This window comes from Achromobacter sp. FW305-C-30-7 (genome assembly GCF_058783105.1).
The window spans coordinates 330,728-353,328 of record NZ_JBYSYI010000001.1; the positions used below are offsets into that span (position 1 = coordinate 330,728).

Sequence of the window (22,601 nt, forward strand, 5' to 3'; positions counted from 1 at the left end):
TGGCCAGGGTGGCGGCGGCGGACGCGTTCGCGTCAGCGCTGTCGGTCTTGCCAGGGCCCTTGCCAGGCCGGGAGGTTTCGAGGATTTCCAATCTAGTTCACCAAAAAATCGCGCGGCGAGCGTGTCGCGCGGCGGATGTGTTGTTCATGTCGGGCGAGGCCGGGGCGGCGGGCCTCAAGATTCAGCGTGTTCGTTGGCGCGCCACGGGGGCAGTTCTCGCAGGGTCTCGGGGTGCAACATGGCTACCTGCAGCAGGGTCTTCGCCGCGCCCGAGGGGGTGCGCCGGCCTTGCTCCCAATCTTGCAGCGTGCGTACGCTCACGCCCAGCAGTTCAGCGAAATCCGTTTGCGGCAGGCCCACGCGGTTGCGTGCTTCGCTGATATGCGACGCCTGCCACGGTGCGCTGCGCGCCGTCGGGGCAGCATTCTTCATGGCTCTTCAAAAGTCGGGTGGCGCCTGCGTGGCGTCCCTGGGGTTCATGCCGACGTACCGTGATGGCGGCGAAGGCGAATTTTTAATTATACGGCATTGCCGTAGGTTGATTGTCATCCAACCGCCAGTCGGACAGGCTTCCCAACCTGGCTCGACATCTCTACCGTGTGAGCAGGTAAAGGGAGCGGGCAGGCCAATGTGAACCCGAAAGTATTGATGCCGCCCGCACTGCGTGCAAATACGTCGCCCTGATGGACTGTCGCGATGGCCTTGACGATCGCCAGTCCCAGGCCGTGATGCTTGCTGCTACGGCTGCGCGCGGCTTCCGCCCTGAAAAAGCGTTCGAACAGGCGCGGCAGGACCTGCTGATCGATAGGGTTTCCACGATTGGCGACGGACACGTGGGCGAAGCCGTCTTGTTCTGTCAGCCGCAAGCTGATCCTGCTTTGCGGGACTGCGTGGCGGACGGCATTTTCCAGCAGATTCGCCACCGCCCGATGGAACAATCGCCGATCCGCGTGCATGCGGACTTCACCTTCCAGAACGATTGCCAGTCCCTTTTCCTCGAATAGCGGTTCGAGGTACTCCATGGTCTTGGCAACCTCTTCCCGTAGCGAAACTTCTCCCAGGTCCAGGGCCATCTGGTCAGTCTGCGCATGTGACAGAAACAGCATATCGTTGACGATGGCCGTCATCCGCTCCAGTTCTTCCAGGTTGGACAGAAGTAATTCCTTGAATTCGTGTTCGGTCCTGCACGCGCGCAGGCCAAACTGAGTCTGACCGATGAGATTGGTCAGCGGCGTGCGCAGTTCGTGCGCAACATTGGCGTTGAAACTTTCCAGCTGTCGCCAGGCCACTTCCTGCCGATCGAGAACGCCGTTGAACGATGCGGCCAGGTCCTTGATTTCGGTGGGAAGCCGTTCCAGGCGTAGCCGCTGTCCGCTATTGCCTGGCGTCAGTTCTCGAGCCTGGCCGCCGAGACGTCGACCGTGGTGCAGGCCCGCCCGCGCAATGAAGTAGCCTAGGATCGCCACCAGCAAGGAACCCGCAATGGATAAGGAGGCAAGGATGGCCGTAAAGTCGTCGAGCGTCTGTATGTAGGGGGAGGAGTCGAGCGAGATGACCGACCGCACCGCGGGCCGGATGCCCGCCGGCGGTATGGTGGTGATAAGCACGTGCAACGGACAGCAATCGGTTGCCCCTGGCAGGATGGAAAATCCGTCGGGTAGCTGGCTCGACGTCACGCTCTTGGGCGGTTCTCCGCCATGGCGGTATAGCGGGTCGTCGCTGAGGATCCAGTGCTGCGCATTGACCATGCCGTTCGACGCAAACGGGCTGTGCGCGAATACGGCGTCATGCCAGGTCGCCGGCGACTGTCGCGACATCAGCAGCGGATCCAGAAACGAATGACGCAACTCAAGCTCGCGCTGTATCTGTTGCTGCAGCGATTGCCTGAGGGATCCCTGTAGCAGCACGGAGCAAACCGAGGCGGTGAGCGTCACCGCCAGGGTGAACATCAGCGCCAGGCGCATCGAGAGGGACGCGATCATGGCGAGGCGGCGCAGGCTTCGGCGCGGCTTTCCAGCAGATAGCCCATGCCCCTGACGGTATGCAGCAGCTTCGTGTCGTACGGCGCGTCAACCTTGAGACGCAAGCGCCGCATCGCAACTTCGACCACGTTCGCGTCGCTGTCGAAGTTCATGTCCCAGATCTGCTCGGAGATCATCATCTTGGACAGGATCTCGCCCTGGTGGCGTGCCAGCAGGCTGAGCAGCGCGAACTCCTTGGCGGTCAGGTTCAGCCGCTGGCCGGCGCGGGTGGCACGGCGCGCCAGCAGATCGACCTGGAGGTCGCCCACCTGCAACCAGGTCGAATCGCCGCCGGTGCCGACCCGGCGCCGCAGCAGGGCCTGGATGCGCGCGGCCAGCTCGATGAAGGAAAATGGCTTGGCCAGGTAGTCGTCAGCGCCCTGGCGCAGTCCCTTGACCCGCTCGTCGACGGAGCCACGGGCCGAGAGCATCAGCACCGGGGTCGGCTTGCGTGCCCGCAGTTGTCTCAGCAGTGCGTAGCCGTCCTGGCCGGGAAGCATGACGTCCAGGATGATTGCGTCGTAGTCATGCTCGATGGCCAGGAACAGCCCCTCGCTCCCATCGCCGGACAAGTCGACGGTAAAGCCCAATCCAGTCAGCCCGCGCTTGATGTGCGATGCCGTCTTTGGTTCGTCTTCCACAACCAGCAAACGCATGCGTTCCCTTAGCGGATCTTTTGAAGTTCTTTGTGCCGGTATGGACTTCGAGCGGTCTATGAAGGGACCGGCGTGGCGCAACATTTTAGGGCACCAAAGCCGTCTTCAGAGTGACTCAAGAATGACGAACTTGTCAGCAATCGCTCCATAAATATGACAGGGAACTCGCGCCGCCATGGCCACGGAAGAAACGGAATTCCCGCCGTACGCGCCTGGCACGGTGACCAGTGCGGAAATCGCCGCGGACCTGCAGGCATGGTCGAGCGCGGCCCTGCCCGAGGTGACCCGGCAGGAAGAAACGCCTGAGGTATTTGGCGCGGATTATCGTGAACGCTACGCCAACTACCTGCGTCTGCAGGAGGGCGCTTCCGCCAAGAAGGCTGTGCGCTGAGGCTCGATTCTCCGCATCGCTACCGCGAATGCCGGCTGCTCCAGTACACATCCGACACCCCCAAGCGCCGGTTCATCTCACGCGCCAGCACGAACATCAGGTCCGAGAGCCGGTTCAGGTACTGCCGCACCGTCGGGTTGAGACCCTCGGTGCGTGCCAGCGCCACCACCGCGCGTTCGGCGCGGCGGCAGACGGTCCGGGCCATGTGAAAATGCGCGGATGCGCGCGAGCCGCCCGGCAGGATGAACTCCTTCAGCGGCGGCAGGGCGGCGTTGTAATGCGCCAGGCGGCCGTCCAGATGGGCGATCTGCGCCTGGTCCAGCGCGCGATGCCCCGGGATGCAGAGCTCGGCGCCCATGTCGAACAGGTCGTTCTGGATGATGTGCAGATCGGTCGCGACTTCGTCGGGCAATTTTTCAGCAAGCAGCACGCCGATCACACTGTTTAGCTCATCCACCTCGCCCAAGGCGATGATTCGGGGCGCGTCCTTGGGCGTGCGCGAGCCGTCGCCCAGTCCGGTGGTGCCGTCATCGCCGGTGCGGGTGGCGATGACGGATAAGCGGTTGGCCATGGTTTTCTTCCTGTCTGACGGGCGCGTGCGCCCGGCCTAGATGGAGCGGCCGCCGTCGACCGGGAGCTCGACGCCGGTCAGGAAGCGTGCCTCGGCGCTGGCCAGGAATACGGCCACGTTCGCTACGTCGTCCGGGTCGCACATCCGGCCCAGCGGTATCGTCGATACGAAGCGCGCCCGGTTCTCGGCGTTGTCGGCCACACCCATGAAGTCGTTGAGCAGTCCGGTGGGCGCCATGACCGGCGAAATGAGATTGACGCGGATGCCGTCCGACGCGAGTTCGGCGGCCATCGATTTGGTCATGACCCTGACTGCGCCTTTCGAACTGTTGTACCAGGTCAGGCCGGGGCGCGGACGGATGGCGCCTACCGAGCCCACGTTGATGATCACGCCGTCCTTCTTTTCCTTCATCAGCGGAACCACGGCCAGCGCCATGAGATAGATCGACTTTACGTTGACCGCGAACACGCGGTCGAAGGTCGCTTCGTCCACCTCCAGCATGGGCTGGTTGCGGTGCGTGGTGCCGGCATTGTTGATCACCACGTCGGGCGCGCCGAAACGCTCCACGCAGTGGCGGACCATGGCTTGCACCTGGTCGCCGTTGCTCACGTCGCACGCGACAGCGCTGGCGTTTTCACCCAGCTCACGGGCGACCTGCTGCGCGGCTTCGAGATTGAGGTCGGCCAGGACGACCTTGGCGTTTTCCTTGGCGTAGGCGCGGGCGATGGCGGCACCGAAGCCGCTGCCTGCTCCCGTGACGATCGCGATCTTGTTGCTCAATCCGGACATGGTGGCATTCCTTATGCGTAGTGTTGAACAATGGTCTTGGTCGTGCTCATTTCTTCCAGGGCGAGAAATCCTTTCTCGCGGCCGTAGCCGCTTTTCTTGACGCCGCCGAAGGGCAGCTCCACGCCGCCGCCCGCGCCGTAGCAATTGATGAATACCTGGCCGCTGGCGATGCGCTGCGCCATGCGGGACTGACGGCTGCCGTTCTCCGTCCAGACGCCCGCGACCAGGCCGTAGTCCGTCGCATTGGCCAGTTGCAGGGCATCGTCTTCGTCGCTGAACCGCATGACGGACAGCACCGGGCCAAACACTTCCTGTGAGGCCAGCCGGTGGTCGCGGGGAACCGGCCCGAACAGCGCTGGCTTGACGAAATACCCGCCGCCTGACGCGTCCGGCGCCAGGCGGCCTTGCGCCAGCAGCGGCACGCCCATGGCGGCGGCCTCGGCGATGAAGGCTTGCACCTTGTCGCGCTGCCGTGCGTTGATCAGCGGACCGCAGTCCAGATCCATCTCCGGCGTGCCTGCCTTCAGCGCGTCGAAAGCGGCCGCGATGGTGTGGACGAAACGGTCGTAAATGCCCTGCTGTACCAGCAGGCGGCTGCCGGCGGAGCAGGTCTGGCCCGCGTTCTGGACGATGGCCCGGACGATGATCGGCGCGGCCTTGGCCAGGTCTGCGTCGTCGAATACGATTTGCGGCGATTTGCCGCCCAGTTCGAGCACGCACGGAACGTGGTTGCGCGCGGTAGCTTGTTGGACCTGGACGCCGACTTCGGGGGAACCGGTGAAGGTCGCGAAGTTGATGCCAGGGTGCGAGGTCAGCGCCGCGCCGGCTTCCGCGCCGTAGCCCGTCACGATGTTGAGCGCGCCGGCCGGCAGCCCGGCCAGCAGCGCCAGTTCGCCCAGTTTCAAGACGGTCAGGCAGGCATCTTCAGAGGGTTTGACCACCGCCGCGTTGCCCATGGCCAGCGCCGGCGCCAGCGTGCGTCCCATCATTTGCGCGGGATAGTTCCAGGGAATGATGTGGGCCGTGACGCCGTGCGGAATGCGGACCACGCTGACGTTGTAGCCGGCCAGGTAGGGAATGGTCTGCCCGTGGATCTTGTCGGCCGCGCCGCCGTAGAACTCGAAGTAGCGCGCCACCGCCCCGGCGTCCGCGCGCGCCACCGACATGGGCTTGCCGGTATCGCGGGCCTCCAGTTCGGCCAGCTCATCGCCATGATCCAGGATGAGCTGCCCCAGGCGCTGCAGGATCCGGCCGCGCTCGGTCGCCGTCATCCTGCCCCAGGCGCCTTCCAGCGCGCGCCGCGCCGCCGCGACCGCCAGATCCACATCCGCGGCCCGGCCGCGCGCGATCCGCGAGAAAGCCTGCCCGGTGCAGGGATCGATGACATCCATGGTTTCGCCATCGAGCGCATCGACCCAGCGGCCGTCGATCAACAATTTGCTCACGCGTTACTCCTTCAGATTGAGACGACGGCTGCGGCCCGCCAAGGCGCGCTGCCGTCGGCGGCGGCACGCCGTCAGGCCTGGGAACGGATGCCTTCGGGTTCGACCTCGCTCATGAACTTGGGATCGTTGTAGTGGTACAGATCGTCCAGGTAGGGCACGAAGAAGTCGTAGAAGGAGCGGGAGTCGTACTTGGCTTTTTCACCCGGCTTGACACAGGCCGGGATGGGACCCACGTTGGCGTCATCGTCCGGGTAGAAGAAGAAGGTCAGCGCGTAGCGCTTCATCGGGGGATTGACCACGCGGTGCGGCGTGGCGATGAAGCGGTCGTTGGACAGGCGGTTGAGGACCTGGCCGGTGTTCACGATCAGCGCGTCCTTGACGTAGGTGACGTTGAGCCATTCCTTCGAGGGGGTCATGACCTGCAGGCCCGGCACCGGCGTCATCGGCAGCAGCGTCAGGAAGCTGCCGTCGGAGTGTGGCGCCAGGGCGTACTGGCCTTCCTCCAGGCGCTCTTCCGGATGGTAGTAGGCGCAGCGCTGGTAGTACTCCGGCGCTTTGAACATATGGTTGAAATGGTCGGCCGGAAGGTCCAGCGCCCGCGCATAGATGGGCAGCAGCTTGAGCGCGAGCGCCTCCATGGAGGTCTGGTATTCGTACAAGGTCTTGCGGAACTCCGGCAGGCTTTCCGGCCATTGGTTCAAGCCGCGGTGCCGGACGTTGGCCACCACCTTGGGATCGTCGGCAGTGCGGTTGCGCATGAAAAGCCAGGCGGCGTTGGTGTCCTTCTTGGTGTTGAGCGCGATCTTCTCCATGATGGCGGTCGATTGCAGGATGGATGCCTTGGGCGGCAGGTAGCCCTGGTGGTGGAAGCCGACCCGATGCCTGAGCTTCTCTTCCATGGGAATCTCGAAGAGCTTGGCGGTCTGGCGGAACGATTCGTCGATGAGCCCCTGGGGAATGCCGTGGTTGACGATGGCGAAGAAGCCCAGGTTCTCCTGGATCCAGCGCACGTCCGCCGCCAGTTGTTCGAGCGCGCCGGGCTTGCCGGCAAGATACGGACCCACGTCGAGGATGGGCAGTCCCTGGCCGCTTTCTATGGCTTGCTTGACGCCTTCAGAAGCGCTTACCTGATTCGTTGCAGTAGTCATGATCGATGTCTCCTTGATGTATGGACAATTGCCAAACCACTCTGGTCTTCAAACACTCGGACGGCGTTTTCATCAGTTCCAGAACTTGCACTTGGATTCCGCCTTGGAGGCAAACGCCTGCTCTCCAGGAATCATCTGTACCTGCTTGTAGTAGTCCCAAGGCCCCTTGGATTCGGCCGGGCTCTTGATCTCCATGAGCCGCAGATCGTGGACCATGCGGCCGTCCTCCCGGATGTAGCCGTTTTGGGTGTACATGTCGTTGATTTTCTCTTTCCTCATCTGCGCCATCACGTCCTCGGCCTGGTCGCTGGCTGCGTGCTGGACAGCCTGCAGGTAATGCAGCGTCGCCGAGTAGCTGGCCGCCTGCATGCTGGTGGGCATCTTGCTCATCTTCTGCTGGAAGCGGGCGGCCCAGGCGCGCGACTTGTCGTCCGAGTCCCAGTACCAGGCCTCGGTCAGGTTGATGCCGCGGGTCTGCTCCAGGCCCAGGGCATGCACGTCGGTGATGAACAGCATCAGGCCCGCCAGCTTCATTGATGAAGACAGTCCGAACTCGCTGGCGGCCTTGACCGAATTGATGGTGTCGGCGCCGCCGTTGGCCAGTCCCAGGACCTGCGCGCCCGAGGCCTTGGCCTGCAGCAGGAAGGACGAGAAATCGGGGGTGGACAGAGGATGGCGCACGCTGCCCAGGACGCTGCCGCCATTGGCCCGGACGACCTCCGTGGTCTCCTTTTCCAGCGACTTGCCGAAGGCGTAGTCGACCGTCAGGAAGTACCAGGTTTTGCCGCCCTGGCGCGTCATGGCCGCGCCGGTGCCGCGGGCCAGGGCCACCGTGTCGTAGAGGTAATGGACGGTGTAGGGCGAGCATTCCTCGTTGGTCAGCTGGGCGGCGACGCCGCCCGTGACGATGACGATCTTCTTCTTCTCCGCCGCGACCGTGGCAATGGCCAGGCTGGTGCCTGAACTGGGGCCGCTGATGATCATGTCCACGCCTTGTGTGTCGAACCAGCCGCGCGCCGCGGTTGCCGCGACGTCGGGCTTGGCCGAGTGATTGGACGTCACGACCTCGATCTTCCTGCCGTTGACCTTGCCGCCGAAATCGGCGATGGCCATCTTCACCGCTTCGGTGATGCCGGCGCCGCCCATGTCGGAGTAGATGCCCGACATGTCGGCCAGCACGCCGATCTTGACAACGTCGCCGCTCGCCTGGGCCCATGTCGGGACACAGGCGGCGATGCAGAACAGGGACGCCACGACGCGGCGGCCCGACGAGGGGAGCTTGCGCAACGAACAGCTATAGGAAGAAGTTTTCATTCCTGTCTCCTGGAGTTCGATTCCGCCGGCGTTATGCCGCCGATCGGTTGGTCCGTTGTGCCGCGGCGCAGCGTCAGGACCTTCTGCAACTGCGTCGGGTCGGCCATTCCGCTTGCTACCGCATGGCAGTATTCCCACAGCGTCTCGTCGACGTTGGCGCTCAGCTGTACTGCGTTGGCCAGCCGCAGGACGGCCAGACGGTCATGCTTGAATCTCACACTGCGCTGCAGCAGGGACAGCGCGGCCGAGCGGGCGTCCTGCTGCTGCGCCGCTGACGCCTGGGCCCGGGCTCCCACGCGCTGCGTTTTCTTCAGTGACCGGATCAGTGCGCGCGACATGGATCAGTCCACTTGCGCGCCCGAGGCGCGCACCACCTCGCCCCACTTCAACGCATCGGCACGCAGGACGCGCGCGAACTCGTCCGGTTGCGTGATGTAGGGCTCCGCGCCCTGCGCCGCGAAGCTGGCCGCGACTTCCGGCAGGCGCAGGATGTCGTTCACATCGCTGTTGATTTTCCGCACCAGATCCGGCGGCGTGCGTCCGGGAGCCATGAGGCCGAACCATGGATTGACATCGAAGTCCTTGAAGCCAGCCTGCGCGATGGTCGGAATGCTGTCGAATGCCGCGGCAGGGCGCGCGCTGGTGACCGCGATCGGATAGAGGGTGGAGCTCTTGAGGGCGCCGATGACGGACGGCAGGCTGGTGAACACCACCTGGATCCGTCCGCCCATCAGATCCTGCAGCGCCGGCGCCGCGCCCCGGTAGGGAATGTGCGCGAGCTTGACGCCAGTGGCGGCGTTGAACATCTCGCCCAGCAGGTGATTGACGGAGCCGTTGCCGGCCGAGCCGTAGTTGATGTGCGAGTTGCGGGCGGCCGCCACGACTTCGGAGACGGTCTTGAATGGCGAATCCGGCCGCGTCACCATGACGAAGGGCAGGGTGGCCAGCGTGGCGACGGGCGCGAAATCCTGGACCGGATCGAAGGACAGCTTGCGGTACAGCGCGCCATTGATGGCTTGGGTGCCGACGTAGCTCATCAGCAGGGTGTAGCCGTCGGGCGCCGCCCGGACGACCAGCTCCATGCCGACATTGCCGCCCGCGCCCGCGTGGTTCTCGACCACCACCGGCTGGCCCCATTTCGCCGTGAGCTTCTGGCCGATGATGCGGGCCAGCACGTCGGAGGCGCCGCCAGGCGTCTGCGGGACGATGATCCTGACCGGCTTGTCTGGAAATGCCGCGCTCGCGCTCGCGGCCGGCGCGGCGGTGCAGACGGCGGTCAACAACGATGCGAAAAAGCGCATGAGCATGGCGGCTCTCCAGGAGTCAGGAATCGAGCGTGGCGGCGGCCGCGAGTATCCGGCCCATCTGCTGCCCGAGCGGAGCGTCGAACAGTGCGTCGTCGGCGTGGGCGATGGCGTGCGCGATGCGCAGTTCGAGCATGCGCCGCAGTCGGTAGCGCAGCCGCTGGGCGCGCAGGCGTTGGCGCCGTTCTGGATCGGTGGCGCGCCAGGCTTGGTGCCGGTCTATGGCTTGGGATAGCGCGCGGATCGAGTCCGATTGCGTGGACGAGGCCAGCAGTACCGGCGCACGCCACGCGCCCTCGGGCTGCTGGCTTACCGCGGCGATGCGCTGTATGTCGGTGGCCATTTTCTTCGCGCCCGGCAGGTCTGACTTGTTGACGACGTAGATGTCGGCCATTTCCATGATGCCGGCCTTCATGGCCTGGACCATGTCGCCGCTTTCGGGCAGCAGGACCAGGACCAGCGTGTCGACTTGCGCGCGCGCCGCATACTCGGCCTGGCCGATGCCGACCGTCTCCAGCAGCACTTCGTCAAAGCCGAACTCGTCCATGATGTCGAGCATCTCGGGCAGGTTGTCGGCCAGGCCGTCGCAGGTGCGGCGCGAACCCAGCGAGCGGATGTAAAGATCGCCGATGCCGGCCAGGTCGTCCATGCGGACGCGGTCGCCCAGGATCGCGCCGCCGCTCTTCGGGCTGCTCGGATCGACGGCCAGGACGCCCAGGCGGCCTGTCGGCGCGCGTTCCAGCGCCAGATGCCCGACCAGGGTGCTCTTGCCGGCGCCCGGAGCGCCGGTGATGCCGATCCGGCGGGCGGCGTGCGCGGTCGCATCGCGCAGCGCGAAGCGCGCCACTTCCGCGGCGTCGGCGTTGGCCATGCGTGTCAGCGCGCGGCCCAGCGCCCAGCGGTCCAGGGGCGGGGCGTCCGCCGGACTACCTTCATGCTTGAGGCGGCCCGGTGCGTTCATGTCCTGACCCTGCCCAGCACTTCGTCGCCGTGCTCGTCCAGCAGGGGCGGCAGGCCGTAGACCGGCGCATACCCCTGGAAGCGGATCGGGCTGGCCACGGCCTGCAGCGGCAGGCTGCCGTCGCCCAGCGCGACCACCAGCGCGCGCGCGGCGGCGATGTCGCTGGAGAGCGCCGCGTTCAAGGTGCCGACTTCCGCCGCCACCACGCCCAGCGGGCTCAGGCGGCGCACCCATGCGCGGGCGGGCGCCTGGCGAAGTACCTGCGCGATGGCGGCTATGACTTCGGTCCGGTGCGTCCTGCGCCCCGCCATGGTGGCGAACTTCGGGTCCGCCACCCATTCGGGACGGCCGATTTCGCAGCAGAACGTTTTCCAGAACCTGTCGTGGGTGATGAACAGCGTGAGCCATCCGTCCGCCGTCGCGAATATCTGCGCCGGCACCACATAGGGGTGGGACGAGTCCGCCAGGCGTTCTATGGTTTCGCCTGCGTTCAGCGCCGCGCCCGCCAGGTAATTGAGCTGCGAGAGCATGACGTCGTACATCGCGACATCGACCTGGCCGCCTTCGCCCTGCACGATCTTGGCCAGCAGCCCGACCGCGGCCACCAGGCCCGCCGAGTTGTCCACCGCCGAGTAGCCGGCCTTGGTGGGCGGCGCCTCGGGATCGCCGGTCAAGGCCATGACACCCGTCATCGCCTGGATGACGTAGTCGTAGGCGGGGTTGTCCGCGTAAGGGCCGTCCAGCCCGTAGCCCGTCAGCGCCACGCAGACCAACCGTTCGTTCCAGCGCCGCAACGCGTCATAGGTGAGGCCGAGCTTGCGAATCGCGGAAGGCCGCAAATTGGTCACCAGCGCATGCGAGGTTTCGACGATGCGCCCCAGCGCCTCGCGTCCCTCCATGCTTGCCAGGTCGAGCACCACGCTTTTCTTGTTGCGGTTCAGGCTGGCGAAGTAGGCATTGTGCGGGCCCACGAAATGCGGGCTGACGCTGCGGCCGATGTCGCCCTCGGGCGTTTCGATCTTGATGACCTCGGCGCCCATGTCGGCCAGCATCAGGCCGCAGTAGGGGCCGGCCAGCATATGGCCGACTTCGATGATCCGGATCCCCGCGAGCGGCGCGTTCATGACAAGCTCTGCGCCAAGGTGCGGACCATGTCGTCCAGCGGCATGTCGGCGGTGAAGATCGCGGCGACACCCAGTTCTTTCAGGTAGGGCCAGTCTTCCGCGGGGATGGTGCCGCCGACGAAGACCTTCACGCTGTGCGCCCGCAGTTCGCGCAGCTGCGCCATGACTTCGGCGACCAGCTCGCGGTGGCTGCCGGACAGGATGCTCAGGCCGACCGCGTCCACGCCTTCGTCCACCGCCACCTGCGCGATCTGCAGCGGGCTGCGGCGCAGGCCGGTATAGATGACTTCCGCCCCGGCGTTGCGCAGCGTCAGCGCGACGATCTTGGCGCCGATGTCGTGGCCGTCCAGGCCGGGCTTGCCGATCAGGATACGCTTGGCCGCCAGGGCGGCAGAGGTCTGTTGGGCGCTCATAGATTCACCGGCTCCTTGAATTCGCCCCACTTGTCCTTCAGGCGCTCCACCATTTCGCCGACGGTGGCGTAGGCGTGGCAGCACTCCACGAGGTAGGGCATGATGTTCTCGTTGTCCTTGGCGGCCACGGCGGACAGCCGGGACAGCGCGCGGTCGACCTCGGATTGGCGGCGCGTGTCGAGCACCCGCTGGTACTTCTCCAGCGCGCGCTCGGCCACGGTCGGGTCCAGCTTGAAGACCTCGCCGACCTTGATCTCTTCGTCCGCCTTCCTGAAGTAGTTCTGGCCGATGATCACGTTGCGTCCGGAGTCGGTGTTGAGCTTGCGTTCCAGGCCGCGTTCGGCCAGGCGCAGCTGGATCCAGCCGTCCTCGATGGCCGGGATCACGCCGCCGTAGGCGTCGATCTCATCCATCACCTTGGTGATCTGCTCTTCCATCCGGTCGGTGTGCTGCTCCAGGAAGTAGCTGCCGCCCAGGGGATCGACCGTGCGGCCGATGCCGCTCTCGAACGCGATGATCTGTTGCGTGCGCACGGCCAGTTCGGCCGAGAATTCCGTGGGGATCTGGAACGCCTCGTCAAAAGCGCAGGTGAAGATGGATTGCGCGCCGCCCAGCACGGCGGCCATAGTTTCCACGGCCACGCGTGCGACGTTGTTGTAGGGCTGCGGCGCCACCAGCGACGAGCCGCCGCAGACCACGCCGAAGCGGAAGTGCTGCGCTTTCGGGTCCTGCACGCCGTAGCGTTCCTTCATCAGGCGGGCCCATAGCCTGCGGCCCGCGCGGAACTTGGCGATCTCGTCGAAGAAGTCCATGTGGACGTAGAAGAAGAACGACAGGCGCTTGGCGAACTTCTCGACGTCGCCGCCGCGCGCGCGCAGTTCCTCCACATAGGCCAGGCCGTTGGCCAGGGTGTAGGCCATTTCCTCGGCCGCGGTCGAACCGGCGTCGCGCACGTGGGCGCCCGCGATGCTGATCGGGTTGAAGCGTGGCGAGACTTCGTTGGAATAGAGGATGGAGTCCGCGATCAGCCGCATCGAAGGGCGTACCGGGAAGATCCAGGTGCCGCGCGCCACGTACTCTTTCAGGATGTCGTTCTGGATGGTGCCGGTGAGCTTGTCGCGCGGGACATTCTGCTTGTCCGCCACGGCCAGATACATGGCGTAGATGATGGCGGCCGTGCCATTGATCGTGAACGAGGTCGATATCTTCGACAGGTCCAGGTCCTTGAACAGGATCTCGGCCTCGCTCAGGTTGGACAGCGAGACGCCCACCTTGCCGATCTCCGGACGCGCCATCGGGTGCACCGGATCCAGGCCGCACTGCGTGGGCAGGTCCAGCGCCACGGACAGGCCGGTCTGCCCCTTTTCCAGAAGAAACTTGTAGCGCTCGTTGGACTCCTCGGCGGTGCCGAAGCCCGAGTACTGGCGGATAGTCCAGAGACGGCCCTGGTAGCCGTCGGGGAAAATCCCCCGCGTGTAAGGGTACTCGCCCGGCGCGCCGATGCGGGCCGGGTCGATGGCGTCCGGGCCGACGCTGGTCGGCACGTCGATGCCGCTGGGGCTGGTGGAGCTCAGCTGCGGCTCCATGTCGCGCGCTTCGCGATGCTGTTCGGCGCTCATTTCGCACTCCTCGCGAGAAAGGCGTCGGACGCGCGCCAGTGATCGTCGTGCAGCCAGGTATGCATCACCTGCTGCCGTTCGACGGCGCGGCGCGCCTCATACGAGGCGCCTTGGCGCCAGGCCGCGGTTTGCGCCTTGATGGCGCGCAGTACCTGGGGCGCGCAGAGGCGCAGCGGTTTGAGGAAAGCCTGCATGTCCGCGCCGGCCGGCCCGTCGGCGACGATGGCGTCGGCCAAGCCCCAGTCCAGCGCCAGCGGCGCGCTTATCGATTCACCGCGGCTCATCATGCGCATGGCCCGGGCGCTGCCGGCCAACTGGCACAGATCGACGCCGCCGCCCCACACCGACGAGATGGCCAGGCGCGCCTGGATGAAGCCGATGTGCGCGTGGCTGGCCAGCATGCGCATGTCGCACGCCAGGGCCAGTTCGGCGCCGCCGCCGATCGCGTCGCCGTTCAGGTAGGCCAGCACGGGCACGGGACAAGCGCGCACCGCGTCCAGGGCGGCGCGGGACTGCTCGGCCATGTCGCGGGTGGAAGCCTCGTCGCGCACCTGGGCCAGTTCCACCAGATCGCCGCCGGCGGCGAAGTAGCGGTCGCCAGCGCCGGTCAGGACGATGAAGCGCGTGTCCTTGCGCGCGCCTGCCTGCAGCACCGCCTGTCCGAGTTCGGCGAGCACCTGGCGGGCGAGCGCGTTGTGCTTGTGCGGCCGTTCGATGGTGATCCACACCTCGCCACCGGCGCGCTCCTCTACCGCGATGTCCTTGTTCGTCTGCACGCTTTCTGATCTCCGTCGAGGTGTATTGCGTGCTGAGGATGGTATGAAGCAAAATATTCGGGAACAAGGACAGTTGTTCGGTATTACGAACAAAACCGTGCGGCAAATCGGAAACGGAACGGATTTATCGGATTTATTCAGCGGGCTGAATTGCGGCCATCCCACTTTCCCTAAAAGGAAGCGCCATGTCTGGAGTTACGGTGACCGGCGTCGAGCGTGTGCTTGACGTCTTTGAAGCGTTTCAGGCCAATGAACGGCCCCTATCGCTGACCGATCTGGCCGAGGCGGCCGGCATCCCCAAGAGCACCTGCCATGCCATCGTTTCGACGCTGACGGCGCGCGGCTACCTCTACACGCTGAACCGTCCGCGCACGCTGTATCCCACCAAGCGCATGTACGATGTGACAAGCGACATCCTGGCCAAGGACCCGTTCATCGAGCACGTCACCCAGGTCCTGGAGCGGCTGCGCGATTCCACCCGCGAAACCGTGATCCTGGGCAAGCGCCTGGGCGAATCGGCGATTTATCTGCAGGTCATCGAAGGGCTGCATTCCATCCGCTATTCGGCCAAGCCCGGCGAGTTCAAGCCGCTGCATTCGAGCTCGATCGGCAAGGCCTTTCTGGGCACGCTGAAAGAGCGCGACCTGCGCGCTTGGCTGGAAGACCAGCAGTTGGCCGCGATCACGCCGGAGACCAAGACCGAGCATGAGGCGCTGATCCAGGACATTCTGGAAAGCCGGAAGAACGGCTACTTCGTGACGCGGGGCGAGAACGTCTACGACGTGTGGGCGGTCGCGACGACGCTCACCATCAACAACGAAACGCTGGCCGTCGCGGTTGCCGGACCCAAGCACCGCATGGAAGGCAACGTGGCCGAATGCGCGAAGCTGCTGGTGGCGACCTGCAGCTTTCTATCGCGGCAACTGGGGCGGGCCTAGCGGGCGGTGCGCCGGCCGAGGGGCCGGCCGCTCAAGGCGTGCCGCGCCGGTACAGTGCCAGCGTCCCTGCCAACCCGATCAGCAAGCCGCCGCAGATGCGGTTCAGCCAGCGCAGGCCGGCGCCCTGGAAGGCGCGCACCATCTGCGCGCCCAGCGCCGCGTAGGCCAGCATCACGGCGATGTTCATCAAGGCCATGACGCCGGCCAGCACGGCGTACTGGGCGGGCAGGGGCGCGGCCGGATTGATGAACTGGGGCAGGAAGGCGGACATGAACAGCAGCGCCTTGGGATTGGTCAGCGCCACCGCGAAGCTGCGCAGGCCCAGCGCCAATCCAGCCGGACGCCTTGCATCCGCCTGGGCGGCGGGCATGACAAGCGCCGCGTCCGAGCGCAGCATCTTCCAGCCCAGGTAGGCCAGATAGGCCGCACCCACCCATTTGATGAGCTGGAAGGCGACTTCCGACGCCGCCAGCACCACGCCCAGGCCCGAGGCCACCGCGCCGATCAGGACCAGGTCCGCCAGCACCGCGCCGGCCATGCCCCAGCAGGCGGCGCGCACGCCGTGGCGTGAACCGTTGCTCATGGCGAGCAGGACGGTGGGGCCCGGCGTGATGATGGTGACGGCCGAGGCCAGGATGAAGAGCAGCAGGGTGGCAAGGGTCATGAGGGGCTCCGTGGCTGGGGGCCAGTGTGCCGTGGCGGGCGCGGTTCGTCCAGGTCCGGCTACCATAGCGGTCTTATCTCCTGAATTTGCACCATGTCCACGCGTTCCGACTCCCCCAATCTGGCCCCCCCGTTGTCCTCCGTCCTGCTTTCCAGCGCGGAGGTGGTCGAGGGCGTGCTGGACGGCCGTTCCCTGACGGACGCGCTGAGCGACGTGGAATCGGCCCTGCGGCCCGCCACGCAAGCCGTGTCGTTCCATGCCATGCGCTATCTGGGCTGGGCCGATGCCGTGGGCCGCGAAATGGTGCAGCGCTATCCCAGCGTGCTGTTCGAATCCCTGCTGCTGGTCTCGCTGACCTTGCTGAAAGAAGAGGGCGAGGCCGCGTCGGCTCTGCCGGGCATGCCGGTCTATGCGCCCCACACGGTGGTGGACCAGGCCGTGACGGCCGCGTCCCGCAGCCGCGAGCTGGCCTCTTTCAAGGGCATGCTCAACGCTTGCCTGCGCCGTTTCCTGCGCGAGCGCGCGGCGCTCGAAGCCGCGGTCGCCGACAGTCCCGAAGCGCAATGGAACCATCCCGGCTGGTGGGTCAAGCAGCTGAGCGTGGCCTATCCGCGCGAGTGGCGCGAGATCCTGGCTGCGGCCAATCTGCCCGCGCCGCTGACCCTGCGCGTCAACCGCCGCCGCGCCAGCCGCGAGCAGGTGCTGGCCGCGTTCCAGGCCGCCGGCCTGGCGGCCGAGCCCGTGGGCCAGTCCGGCCTAGTGCTGGCCACGCCCAAGCCAGTGACGCAATTGCCGGGCTTTGCCGAGGGCTGGTGGTCGGTGCAGGACGCCGGCGCGCAACTGGCGGCCGAATTGCTGGCGCCCGCGGACGGCATGCGGGTGCTGGACGCCTGCTCGGCCCCGGGCGGCAAGACCGCCCATCTGCTGGAACTGGCCGACATCGACCTGCTGGCTCTGGATGCCGACGCCGACCGGCTGGTCCGGGTCGGGCAGAACCTGGACCGGCTGGGCCTGGCAAGCGATCGTGTCCAGTTGAAAGCGGCTGATGCCGCCGACCTGGACGCCTGGTGGGACGGCAAGCCGTTCGACGCGGTGCTGGCCGACGTCCCCTGCACGGCCTCGGGCATCGTGCGCCGCCACCCGGACATCCGTTGGTTGCGGCGCGAGAACGACGTGCGCCGCACGGCCACCCTGCAGTCCAGCATCCTGGACGCGCTCTGGCGCACAGTGGCGCCCGGCGGGCGGCTGCTCTACGTTACCTGCTCGATCTTTCCGATCGAGGGCGCGCGCCAGGCGCTGGAGTTCATGCAGCGTCACCCTGACGCGCAGCGCCTGGAGGCGCCCGGGCAGTTGCTGCCAGTTGCGGTCGATGCAACACCTGCGGCCCAGCACGACGGGTTTTTCTACGCCTTGTTTGCCAAGCAGTCCTGAATCGCCAAGAATAGGGGGCATGACGTAGTTCCGGTGCCGTATGTCCATTATTCCGCGCTTATTTCTCGGGTTGTTGCTCGTATCTGCCTTGCTTTCGTTCGTGCCGGGCGGGCAGGCGCATGGGGCTGAACCGAAGGTCACCGAAGTTCGCCCGGCGGTGCGCGACGGCAAGCTGGAAATCGACGCGGACATCGAGTTCGAACTGAACCAGCAACTGCGGGACGCGGCCCAGCGCGGGGTTCCGCTCTATTTCACGGCGGATCTCAACATCAACCGCGAACGCTGGTGGTGGTTTGACAAATCCCTGGTCGACACTTCCCGCACCTGGCGCGTCATCTACAACGCCCTGACCCGGCAATGGCGGGTCGGCGTGGGCGAGCTGACCTTCCCGGTCGCCTCCCTGGACGATGCGATGGGCGTTATCCGCCATATCCGCAACTGGCCGGTGGGCGACGCCGACGACTTCGACGCGGGCGTGCTTTACGGCGGCCAGCTGCGCTTGCGCCTGGATACGTCGCTGTTGCCGCGGCCGTTCCAGGTCAACGCCTTGAACAGCAGTTCGTGGGTGCAGGCGACGCCCTGGCTGGACTTCACGTTCGTGCTCAGCGACAAGGAGAAAGACCCGTCATGAGGCTATTGCTTCGGCTGGCCCTGATGGTTGGCGCCGCGAGCGGCCTGGCATTGCTGGGCCTGTTGGCGTGGTCCACCGGCAATGCCTCGCGCTTTGCGCGCTACTACGACACGCTGCTGGTGCTGAACGGCATTTTTGCGCTGGCGCTCTTCGTCTGGGTGGTGGCGCTGACCGTGCGGCTGGCGCGGCAGATCCGCCGGCGCCAGTTCGGTGCGCGGCTGACGGCCCGCTTTTCCCTGGCCTTCGCCCTGATCGGCGTGGTGCCCGGCGCCCTGATCTACACCGTGTCGGTGCAGTTCATGTCGCGCTCGATCGAATCCTGGTTCAACGTGCGCGTGGACACGGCGCTGGAAGCGGGCCTGAACCTGGGCCGGGCCGCGCTGGACTCGCTGCTGGCGGACCTGGACGCCCGCGCCCGCTCCATGGCCATGGAGCTGAACCGCAACTCCGATAGCGGCGTGACGCTGGCGTTGACCCGGCTGCGCGAGGCTAATGGCGTGCAGGAAGCCATGGTGTTCACCGGCAGCGGCCGCATGATCGCGTTTTCCACCAGCCAGTACGGCCAGTTGCTGCCAGCGACGCCGCCGTCCACGGTCATCAATCAGTTGCGGCTGGCGCGCGGCTATTCCGCCGCCGAAGCCGACGATCCGGTCACGCCCGGCGCCGAAGGCGGGTTGCACCTGCGGGTGGTGATTCCGCTCACGGGGCCGGACCGCTACGACAACCTGCTGGGGGCGGCGTCCGAGCCCCGCTGGCTGCAGCTGATGCAGCCGGTGCCCGAGCAGATCGCCCACAACGCCAATCTGGTGCAGCAGGGCTTTCGCGACTACCAGGAACTGGCGCTGTCGCGGCTGGGCCTGCGCAAGCTGTATGGCATCACCCTGACCCTGGCCCTGCTGCTGGCGGCCTTCGGCGCCATCGCCGTGGCGTTGTCGCTGTCCAAGCGGCTGGTGCGTCCGCTGCTCAGCCTGGCGGGCGGCACGCAAGCCGTGGGCGTGGGCGATTACCGGCCCCTGCCCGAACCGCCGGAGCGCGACGAAGTCGGCCAGCTCACGCGTTCGTTCAACGCCATGACGCGTCAGCTCGACGAGGCCCGCCGCATGGTCGAGAGCAACCGGCAGCAGCTGGAACGCTCCAATGTCTATCTGGAAAGCGTGCTGTCGAACCTGTCGTCCGGGGTGCTGGTGTTCGACGAGTCGTTCCGCGTCACCACGGTCAACCAGGGCGCCCAGACCATACTTGGGGCGGATCTGCGTTCGGTGATCGGCCGTCCGCTGGAAACGGTGGCCGGCATGCTGGAGTTCGCCAACATCGTCCGGCAGGCCTTTTCCGCCCATGCCGCGGTGGGTTCCGAGCGCCAGCACTGGCAGCAGCAATTCGAGATTGCCCCGGGCCAGGGCGAGGCGCAGGCAGGGGCGCAGCCCTTGACCTTGCTGGCGCGCGGCACGCATCTGCGCGTGGACGGGCGCGGCAACGGCTATCTGGTGGTGTTCGACGACATTACCGAAGTGATCTCGGCCAACCGGACCGTGGCCTGGGGCGAGGTCGCCCGCCGCCTGGCGCACGAGATCAAGAATCCGCTGACGCCGATCCAGCTGTCGGCGGAACGTCTGGCCATGAAGCTGGAAGGCAAGCTGCCCCCCGCCGAGGCCCAGATCGTCGAGCGTTCCACCAACACCATCGTCAATCAGGTGGCGTCGCTCAAGCAGATGGTGGACGACTTCCGCGAATACGCCCGCACGCCGCCGGCGGTGATGCAGCGCATCGACTTCAACGCCCTGGTGGCGGACGTGCTGTCGCTGTACGGCTGGGAGCCCGAAGGCGGCTCGTCGCGCCTGGCTGAAAAGGCCCTGAACCTGGACGTGACCCTGGCGCCGGACCTGCCTCCCATCGAAGGCGACCCTACCCAGTTGCGCCAGGTGATCCACAACCTGATGTCCAATGCCCGCGATGCGATCGCCGAGCAGGGCGGGCAAGGGCGGGTCAGCGTGACCACGCAGCTCATGCGCAGCGAGCAGCCCGACCGCGCGGATCAGCAGGCCCTCAGATTTACCGTGGCCGATACCGGGCCGGGTTTTCCGCCCCAGGTCATGCAGCGCGCGTTCGAGCCCTACGTAACCACCAAGTCCCACGGGACTGGGTTAGGATTGGCAATCGTACGCAAGATCGTGGAAGAACACGGTGGGCGTATCGACCTTGCCAACCGCAAGGAAGGAGGCGCGCGGATCTCGATCTTGTTGACCCGGCTGGCTTCCGAGGCCGATACAATAGACGCGACCGCGCAAGAAAAGGATAATGCGGCTACGCAATAGGTGGATGCTTTATGGCCAGAATTCTGGTGGTTGACGACGAAGTCGGTATACGCGAGCTTTTGTCGGAAATCCTTTACGACGAAGGACACACGGTCGAGCTGGCTGAAAACGCGGCGCAAGCGCGCGCCGCACGCTTGCGCATGCGCCCGGATCTGGTGTTGCTGGACATATGGATGCCCGACACGGACGGCGTCAGCCTGCTCAAGGAATGGGGCTCGCAAGGCCTGCTGGACATGCCCGTGATCATGATGAGCGGCCACGCCACCATCGACACGGCGGTTGAAGCCACGCGCATCGGCGCCATGGACTTCCTGGAAAAGCCGATCACGCTGCAGCGCCTGCTGAAGACCGTGGCCGCCGGCCTGGCCCGCGGTCGCGCGCCGCACCCGGCGCCTGCCGCGTCGAATGCGGCCGTGGCCAGCGCCGCCGTGGCGCTGGAAGACGAACTGGATCCCCCGGTCCTGGCCGCCGCGCCGGCCAACGAAGTCCCGGTCACGTCCAACGGCCAGCTCGGCAGCATTTCGCTGGACCAGCCGCTGCGCGAGGCGCGCGACGAATTCGAACGCATCTATTTCGAATACCACCTGGTCCGCGAAAGCCACAGCATGACCCGGGTATCGGAACGCACCGGGCTGGAACGCACCCACCTGTACCGCAAGCTCAAGCAATTGGGCATCGAGTCCGCCCGTAAGCGGAGCTCATGAAGATCCTGATCATGGGCGCTGGTCGCGTAGGCACCAGCGTGGCCGAGAACCTGGTGTCCGAAGAGAACGACATCACGGTGATCGATTCGGATCCCGTCCAGCTTCAATACCTGCAAGAACACTTCGATCTGCGCGTCGTCCTTGGCGACGGCTCGCAGGTATCGGTGCTGGAGGCCGCCGGCGCTGCCGATACCGACCTGCTGATCGCCTGTGCGGCCTCCGATTCGGCCAATATGGTGGCCTGCAAGATCGCGCGCCAGCTGTTCAACATTCCCCGCCGCATCGCCCGCATCCGCTCGGTCGAGTTCGCCGAACATCCGGAGCTCATGAGCGAAGAGGGCTTCTGCATCGACGCGCTGATCAGTCCCGAGCGCAGCGTCACCACCTATCTGCATAGCCTGATCGAATTTCCCGAGGCCCTGCAGGTGGTGGAGTTCGCCGAAGGGCGGGTCAGTGTCGTGACCGTGCGGGTCGGGGCCGGCAGCCCGATGGCCCATTCCCCCGTCGACAAGCTGCGAGACGTCTGGCCCGACGTGAAGGCGCGCGTGATCGACGTGCTGCGCGGCGGCCGGCCGCTGCGCGCCGGCAGCGGCACCGTCATCGCCCCGGGCGACGAGGTCGTGCTGGTGGTCGATTCGCGCGATGCGCGCCGCGCGGTGCGGCAGCTGCGCGAGGCCGAGCGCGCCGTGCGCCGCGTGATGATCGCGGGCGGCGGCAACATCGGCCTGCGCCTGGCGCGCCAGCTGGCCGAGGAAAAATACAGCGTCCGCATCATCGAGCGCGACCAGAAGCGCTGCGAGTACCTGGCGACCCAGCTGCCCGACAGCGTGCTGGTCCTGCACGGCAGCGGCACCGACGAAGCGCTGCTGGAACGCGAGAACATCGAGGACATGGACACCTGGCTGGCGCTGACCAGCGACGACGAGGACAACATCATGTCCTCGCTGCTGGCCAAGCGCCTGGGGGCGCGCAAGGTGATCGCCCTGATCAACCGGCAAGCCTACGGCGAACTGATGCAGGGCAGCCATATCGATATCGCCGTGTCGCCGTCCCAGGCCACCATGAGCGAACTCCTGCGCCACGTGCGCCGCGGCGACGTGGCCGCCGTGCACCGGCTGCGCCAGGGCGTGGCGGAAGCGCTGGAGGCCATCGCCCACGGCGACCGCTCCACCTCCAAGGTGGTGGGCCGCTCGGTCGGGCAGATCAGCCTGCCCAAGGGCGCCAGCATCGGCGCGCTGGTGCGGGAAGACGAGATCATCCTGCCGGACGCCGATACCGTGATCGAATCCGACGACCACGTCATCGTCTTCGTGCCCTCGCGCCGGCAGATGCCGCGCGTGGAAAAACTGTTCCAAGTCTCGGCGTCCTTCTTCTGATGGGCGCCGCCTC

23 protein-coding genes are annotated in these 22,601 nt (G+C 66.1%); 7 read left to right on the plus strand and 16 right to left on the minus strand.

Features of this window, described 5'->3' with window-relative positions; genetic code table 11:
* Positions 1-174: 174 nt before the first annotated feature.
* From AC3WOB_RS01670 to AC3WOB_RS01680, 3 genes are all read right to left on the minus strand, one after another.
* Positions 175-432 carry a helix-turn-helix domain-containing protein gene (locus tag AC3WOB_RS01670; RefSeq protein WP_013396689.1) on the minus strand — a complete coding sequence of 86 codons (258 nt, stop codon included), beginning with the start codon at positions 430-432 and terminating at the stop codon, positions 175-177.
* Between the two features lie 113 nt (positions 433-545).
* Entirely contained in the window at positions 546-1,982 is a 1,437-nt protein-coding gene (locus AC3WOB_RS01675) for a heavy metal sensor histidine kinase (RefSeq protein ID WP_492273975.1), read from the minus strand.
* The gene (locus AC3WOB_RS01680) at positions 1,979-2,677 is read right to left on the minus strand and encodes a heavy metal response regulator transcription factor (protein WP_492273976.1); all 699 of its coding nucleotides are present in this window, start codon (positions 2,675-2,677) and stop codon (positions 1,979-1,981) included. Before AC3WOB_RS01680 ends, AC3WOB_RS01675 begins: the two co-directional genes overlap by 4 nt.
* A gap of 175 nt (positions 2,678-2,852) precedes the next feature.
* Here AC3WOB_RS01680 and AC3WOB_RS01685 point away from each other — a divergent pair, with 175 nt between their 5' ends.
* A complete protein-coding gene (locus AC3WOB_RS01685; RefSeq protein WP_013396686.1) occupies positions 2,853-3,068 on the plus strand; it encodes a hypothetical protein in 216 nt (71 codons plus the stop codon).
* A gap of 19 nt (positions 3,069-3,087) precedes the next feature.
* Here the strand turns inward: AC3WOB_RS01685 and AC3WOB_RS01690 are convergent, their stop codons facing one another.
* The 12 genes from AC3WOB_RS01690 to AC3WOB_RS01745 form a co-directional block, all read right to left on the minus strand.
* Positions 3,088-3,639, minus strand: coding sequence for a cob(I)yrinic acid a,c-diamide adenosyltransferase (locus tag AC3WOB_RS01690; protein WP_492273977.1), 552 nt, complete (start codon positions 3,637-3,639; stop codon positions 3,088-3,090).
* Between the two features lie 36 nt (positions 3,640-3,675).
* Positions 3,676-4,428 carry an SDR family oxidoreductase gene (locus tag AC3WOB_RS01695; protein ID WP_492273978.1) on the minus strand — a complete coding sequence of 251 codons (753 nt, stop codon included), beginning with the start codon at positions 4,426-4,428 and terminating at the stop codon, positions 3,676-3,678.
* A gap of 11 nt (positions 4,429-4,439) precedes the next feature.
* Entirely contained in the window at positions 4,440-5,873 is a 1,434-nt protein-coding gene (locus AC3WOB_RS01700; RefSeq protein ID WP_492273979.1) for an aldehyde dehydrogenase family protein, read from the minus strand.
* 71 nt (positions 5,874-5,944) lie between these two features.
* Positions 5,945-7,021 (minus strand): isopenicillin N synthase family dioxygenase, encoded by a 1,077-nt coding sequence (locus AC3WOB_RS01705; protein ID WP_492273980.1) that lies wholly within the window; start codon positions 7,019-7,021, stop codon positions 5,945-5,947.
* Between the two features lie 72 nt (positions 7,022-7,093).
* A complete protein-coding gene (locus AC3WOB_RS01710) occupies positions 7,094-8,335 on the minus strand; it encodes an ABC transporter substrate-binding protein (RefSeq protein WP_013396681.1) in 1,242 nt (413 codons plus the stop codon).
* Positions 8,332-8,673: a hypothetical protein gene (locus AC3WOB_RS01715; protein WP_492273981.1), complete on the minus strand. Its 342-nt coding sequence runs from the start codon at positions 8,671-8,673 to the stop codon at positions 8,332-8,334. Before AC3WOB_RS01715 ends, AC3WOB_RS01710 begins: the two co-directional genes overlap by 4 nt.
* Before the next feature lie 3 nt (positions 8,674-8,676).
* Positions 8,677-9,642 (minus strand): Bug family tripartite tricarboxylate transporter substrate binding protein, encoded by a 966-nt coding sequence (locus tag AC3WOB_RS01720; RefSeq protein WP_013396679.1) that lies wholly within the window; start codon positions 9,640-9,642, stop codon positions 8,677-8,679.
* Between the two features lie 16 nt (positions 9,643-9,658).
* Entirely contained in the window at positions 9,659-10,600 is a 942-nt protein-coding gene (locus tag AC3WOB_RS01725; protein WP_013396678.1) for an ArgK/MeaB family GTPase, read from the minus strand.
* Positions 10,597-11,724: a CaiB/BaiF CoA transferase family protein gene (locus AC3WOB_RS01730; protein ID WP_013396677.1), complete on the minus strand. Its 1,128-nt coding sequence runs from the start codon at positions 11,722-11,724 to the stop codon at positions 10,597-10,599. Before AC3WOB_RS01730 ends, AC3WOB_RS01725 begins: the two co-directional genes overlap by 4 nt.
* Positions 11,721-12,137, minus strand: a complete 417-nt coding sequence (locus AC3WOB_RS01735; protein ID WP_013396676.1) for a cobalamin B12-binding domain-containing protein — start codon at positions 12,135-12,137, stop codon at positions 11,721-11,723. Before AC3WOB_RS01735 ends, AC3WOB_RS01730 begins: the two co-directional genes overlap by 4 nt.
* Positions 12,134-13,756 carry an acyl-CoA mutase large subunit family protein gene (locus tag AC3WOB_RS01740; RefSeq protein WP_013396675.1) on the minus strand — a complete coding sequence of 541 codons (1,623 nt, stop codon included), beginning with the start codon at positions 13,754-13,756 and terminating at the stop codon, positions 12,134-12,136. The genes AC3WOB_RS01735 and AC3WOB_RS01740 overlap by 4 nt, the downstream gene beginning before the upstream one ends.
* The gene (locus tag AC3WOB_RS01745; RefSeq protein WP_492273982.1) at positions 13,753-14,532 is read right to left on the minus strand and encodes an enoyl-CoA hydratase/isomerase family protein; all 780 of its coding nucleotides are present in this window, start codon (positions 14,530-14,532) and stop codon (positions 13,753-13,755) included. The genes AC3WOB_RS01740 and AC3WOB_RS01745 overlap by 4 nt, the downstream gene beginning before the upstream one ends.
* Before the next feature lie 185 nt (positions 14,533-14,717).
* Here AC3WOB_RS01745 and AC3WOB_RS01750 point away from each other — a divergent pair, with 185 nt between their 5' ends.
* Positions 14,718-15,470, plus strand: coding sequence for an IclR family transcriptional regulator (locus AC3WOB_RS01750; protein WP_013396673.1), 753 nt, complete (start codon positions 14,718-14,720; stop codon positions 15,468-15,470).
* Between the two features lie 31 nt (positions 15,471-15,501).
* Here AC3WOB_RS01750 and AC3WOB_RS01755 read toward each other — a convergent pair whose 3' ends face one another.
* On the minus strand, positions 15,502-16,134 hold the full coding sequence (locus AC3WOB_RS01755) for a LysE family translocator (RefSeq protein WP_013396672.1): 633 nt from the start codon (positions 16,132-16,134) through the stop codon (positions 15,502-15,504).
* Between the two features lie 93 nt (positions 16,135-16,227).
* Between AC3WOB_RS01755 and rsmB the strand changes: the two genes are divergently transcribed.
* The 5 genes from rsmB to trkA are packed head-to-tail and all read left to right on the plus strand — an operon-like array spanning position 16,228 to position 22,588.
* Positions 16,228-17,565 (plus strand): 16S rRNA (cytosine(967)-C(5))-methyltransferase RsmB, encoded by a 1,338-nt coding sequence (rsmB, locus tag AC3WOB_RS01760; protein WP_013396671.1) that lies wholly within the window; start codon positions 16,228-16,230, stop codon positions 17,563-17,565.
* Between the two features lie 40 nt (positions 17,566-17,605).
* Positions 17,606-18,196, plus strand: coding sequence for a DUF4390 domain-containing protein (locus AC3WOB_RS01765; protein WP_492273983.1), 591 nt, complete (start codon positions 17,606-17,608; stop codon positions 18,194-18,196).
* Positions 18,193-20,508 (plus strand): sensor histidine kinase, encoded by a 2,316-nt coding sequence (locus tag AC3WOB_RS01770; protein ID WP_492273984.1) that lies wholly within the window; start codon positions 18,193-18,195, stop codon positions 20,506-20,508. Before AC3WOB_RS01765 ends, AC3WOB_RS01770 begins: the two co-directional genes overlap by 4 nt.
* An 11-nt stretch (positions 20,509-20,519) precedes the next feature.
* Positions 20,520-21,212: a response regulator gene (locus AC3WOB_RS01775; protein ID WP_492273985.1), complete on the plus strand. Its 693-nt coding sequence runs from the start codon at positions 20,520-20,522 to the stop codon at positions 21,210-21,212.
* Positions 21,209-22,588, plus strand: coding sequence for a Trk system potassium transporter TrkA (gene trkA / locus AC3WOB_RS01780; protein ID WP_492273986.1), 1,380 nt, complete (start codon positions 21,209-21,211; stop codon positions 22,586-22,588). Before AC3WOB_RS01775 ends, trkA begins: the two co-directional genes overlap by 4 nt.
* Positions 22,589-22,601 lie beyond the last annotated feature (13 nt).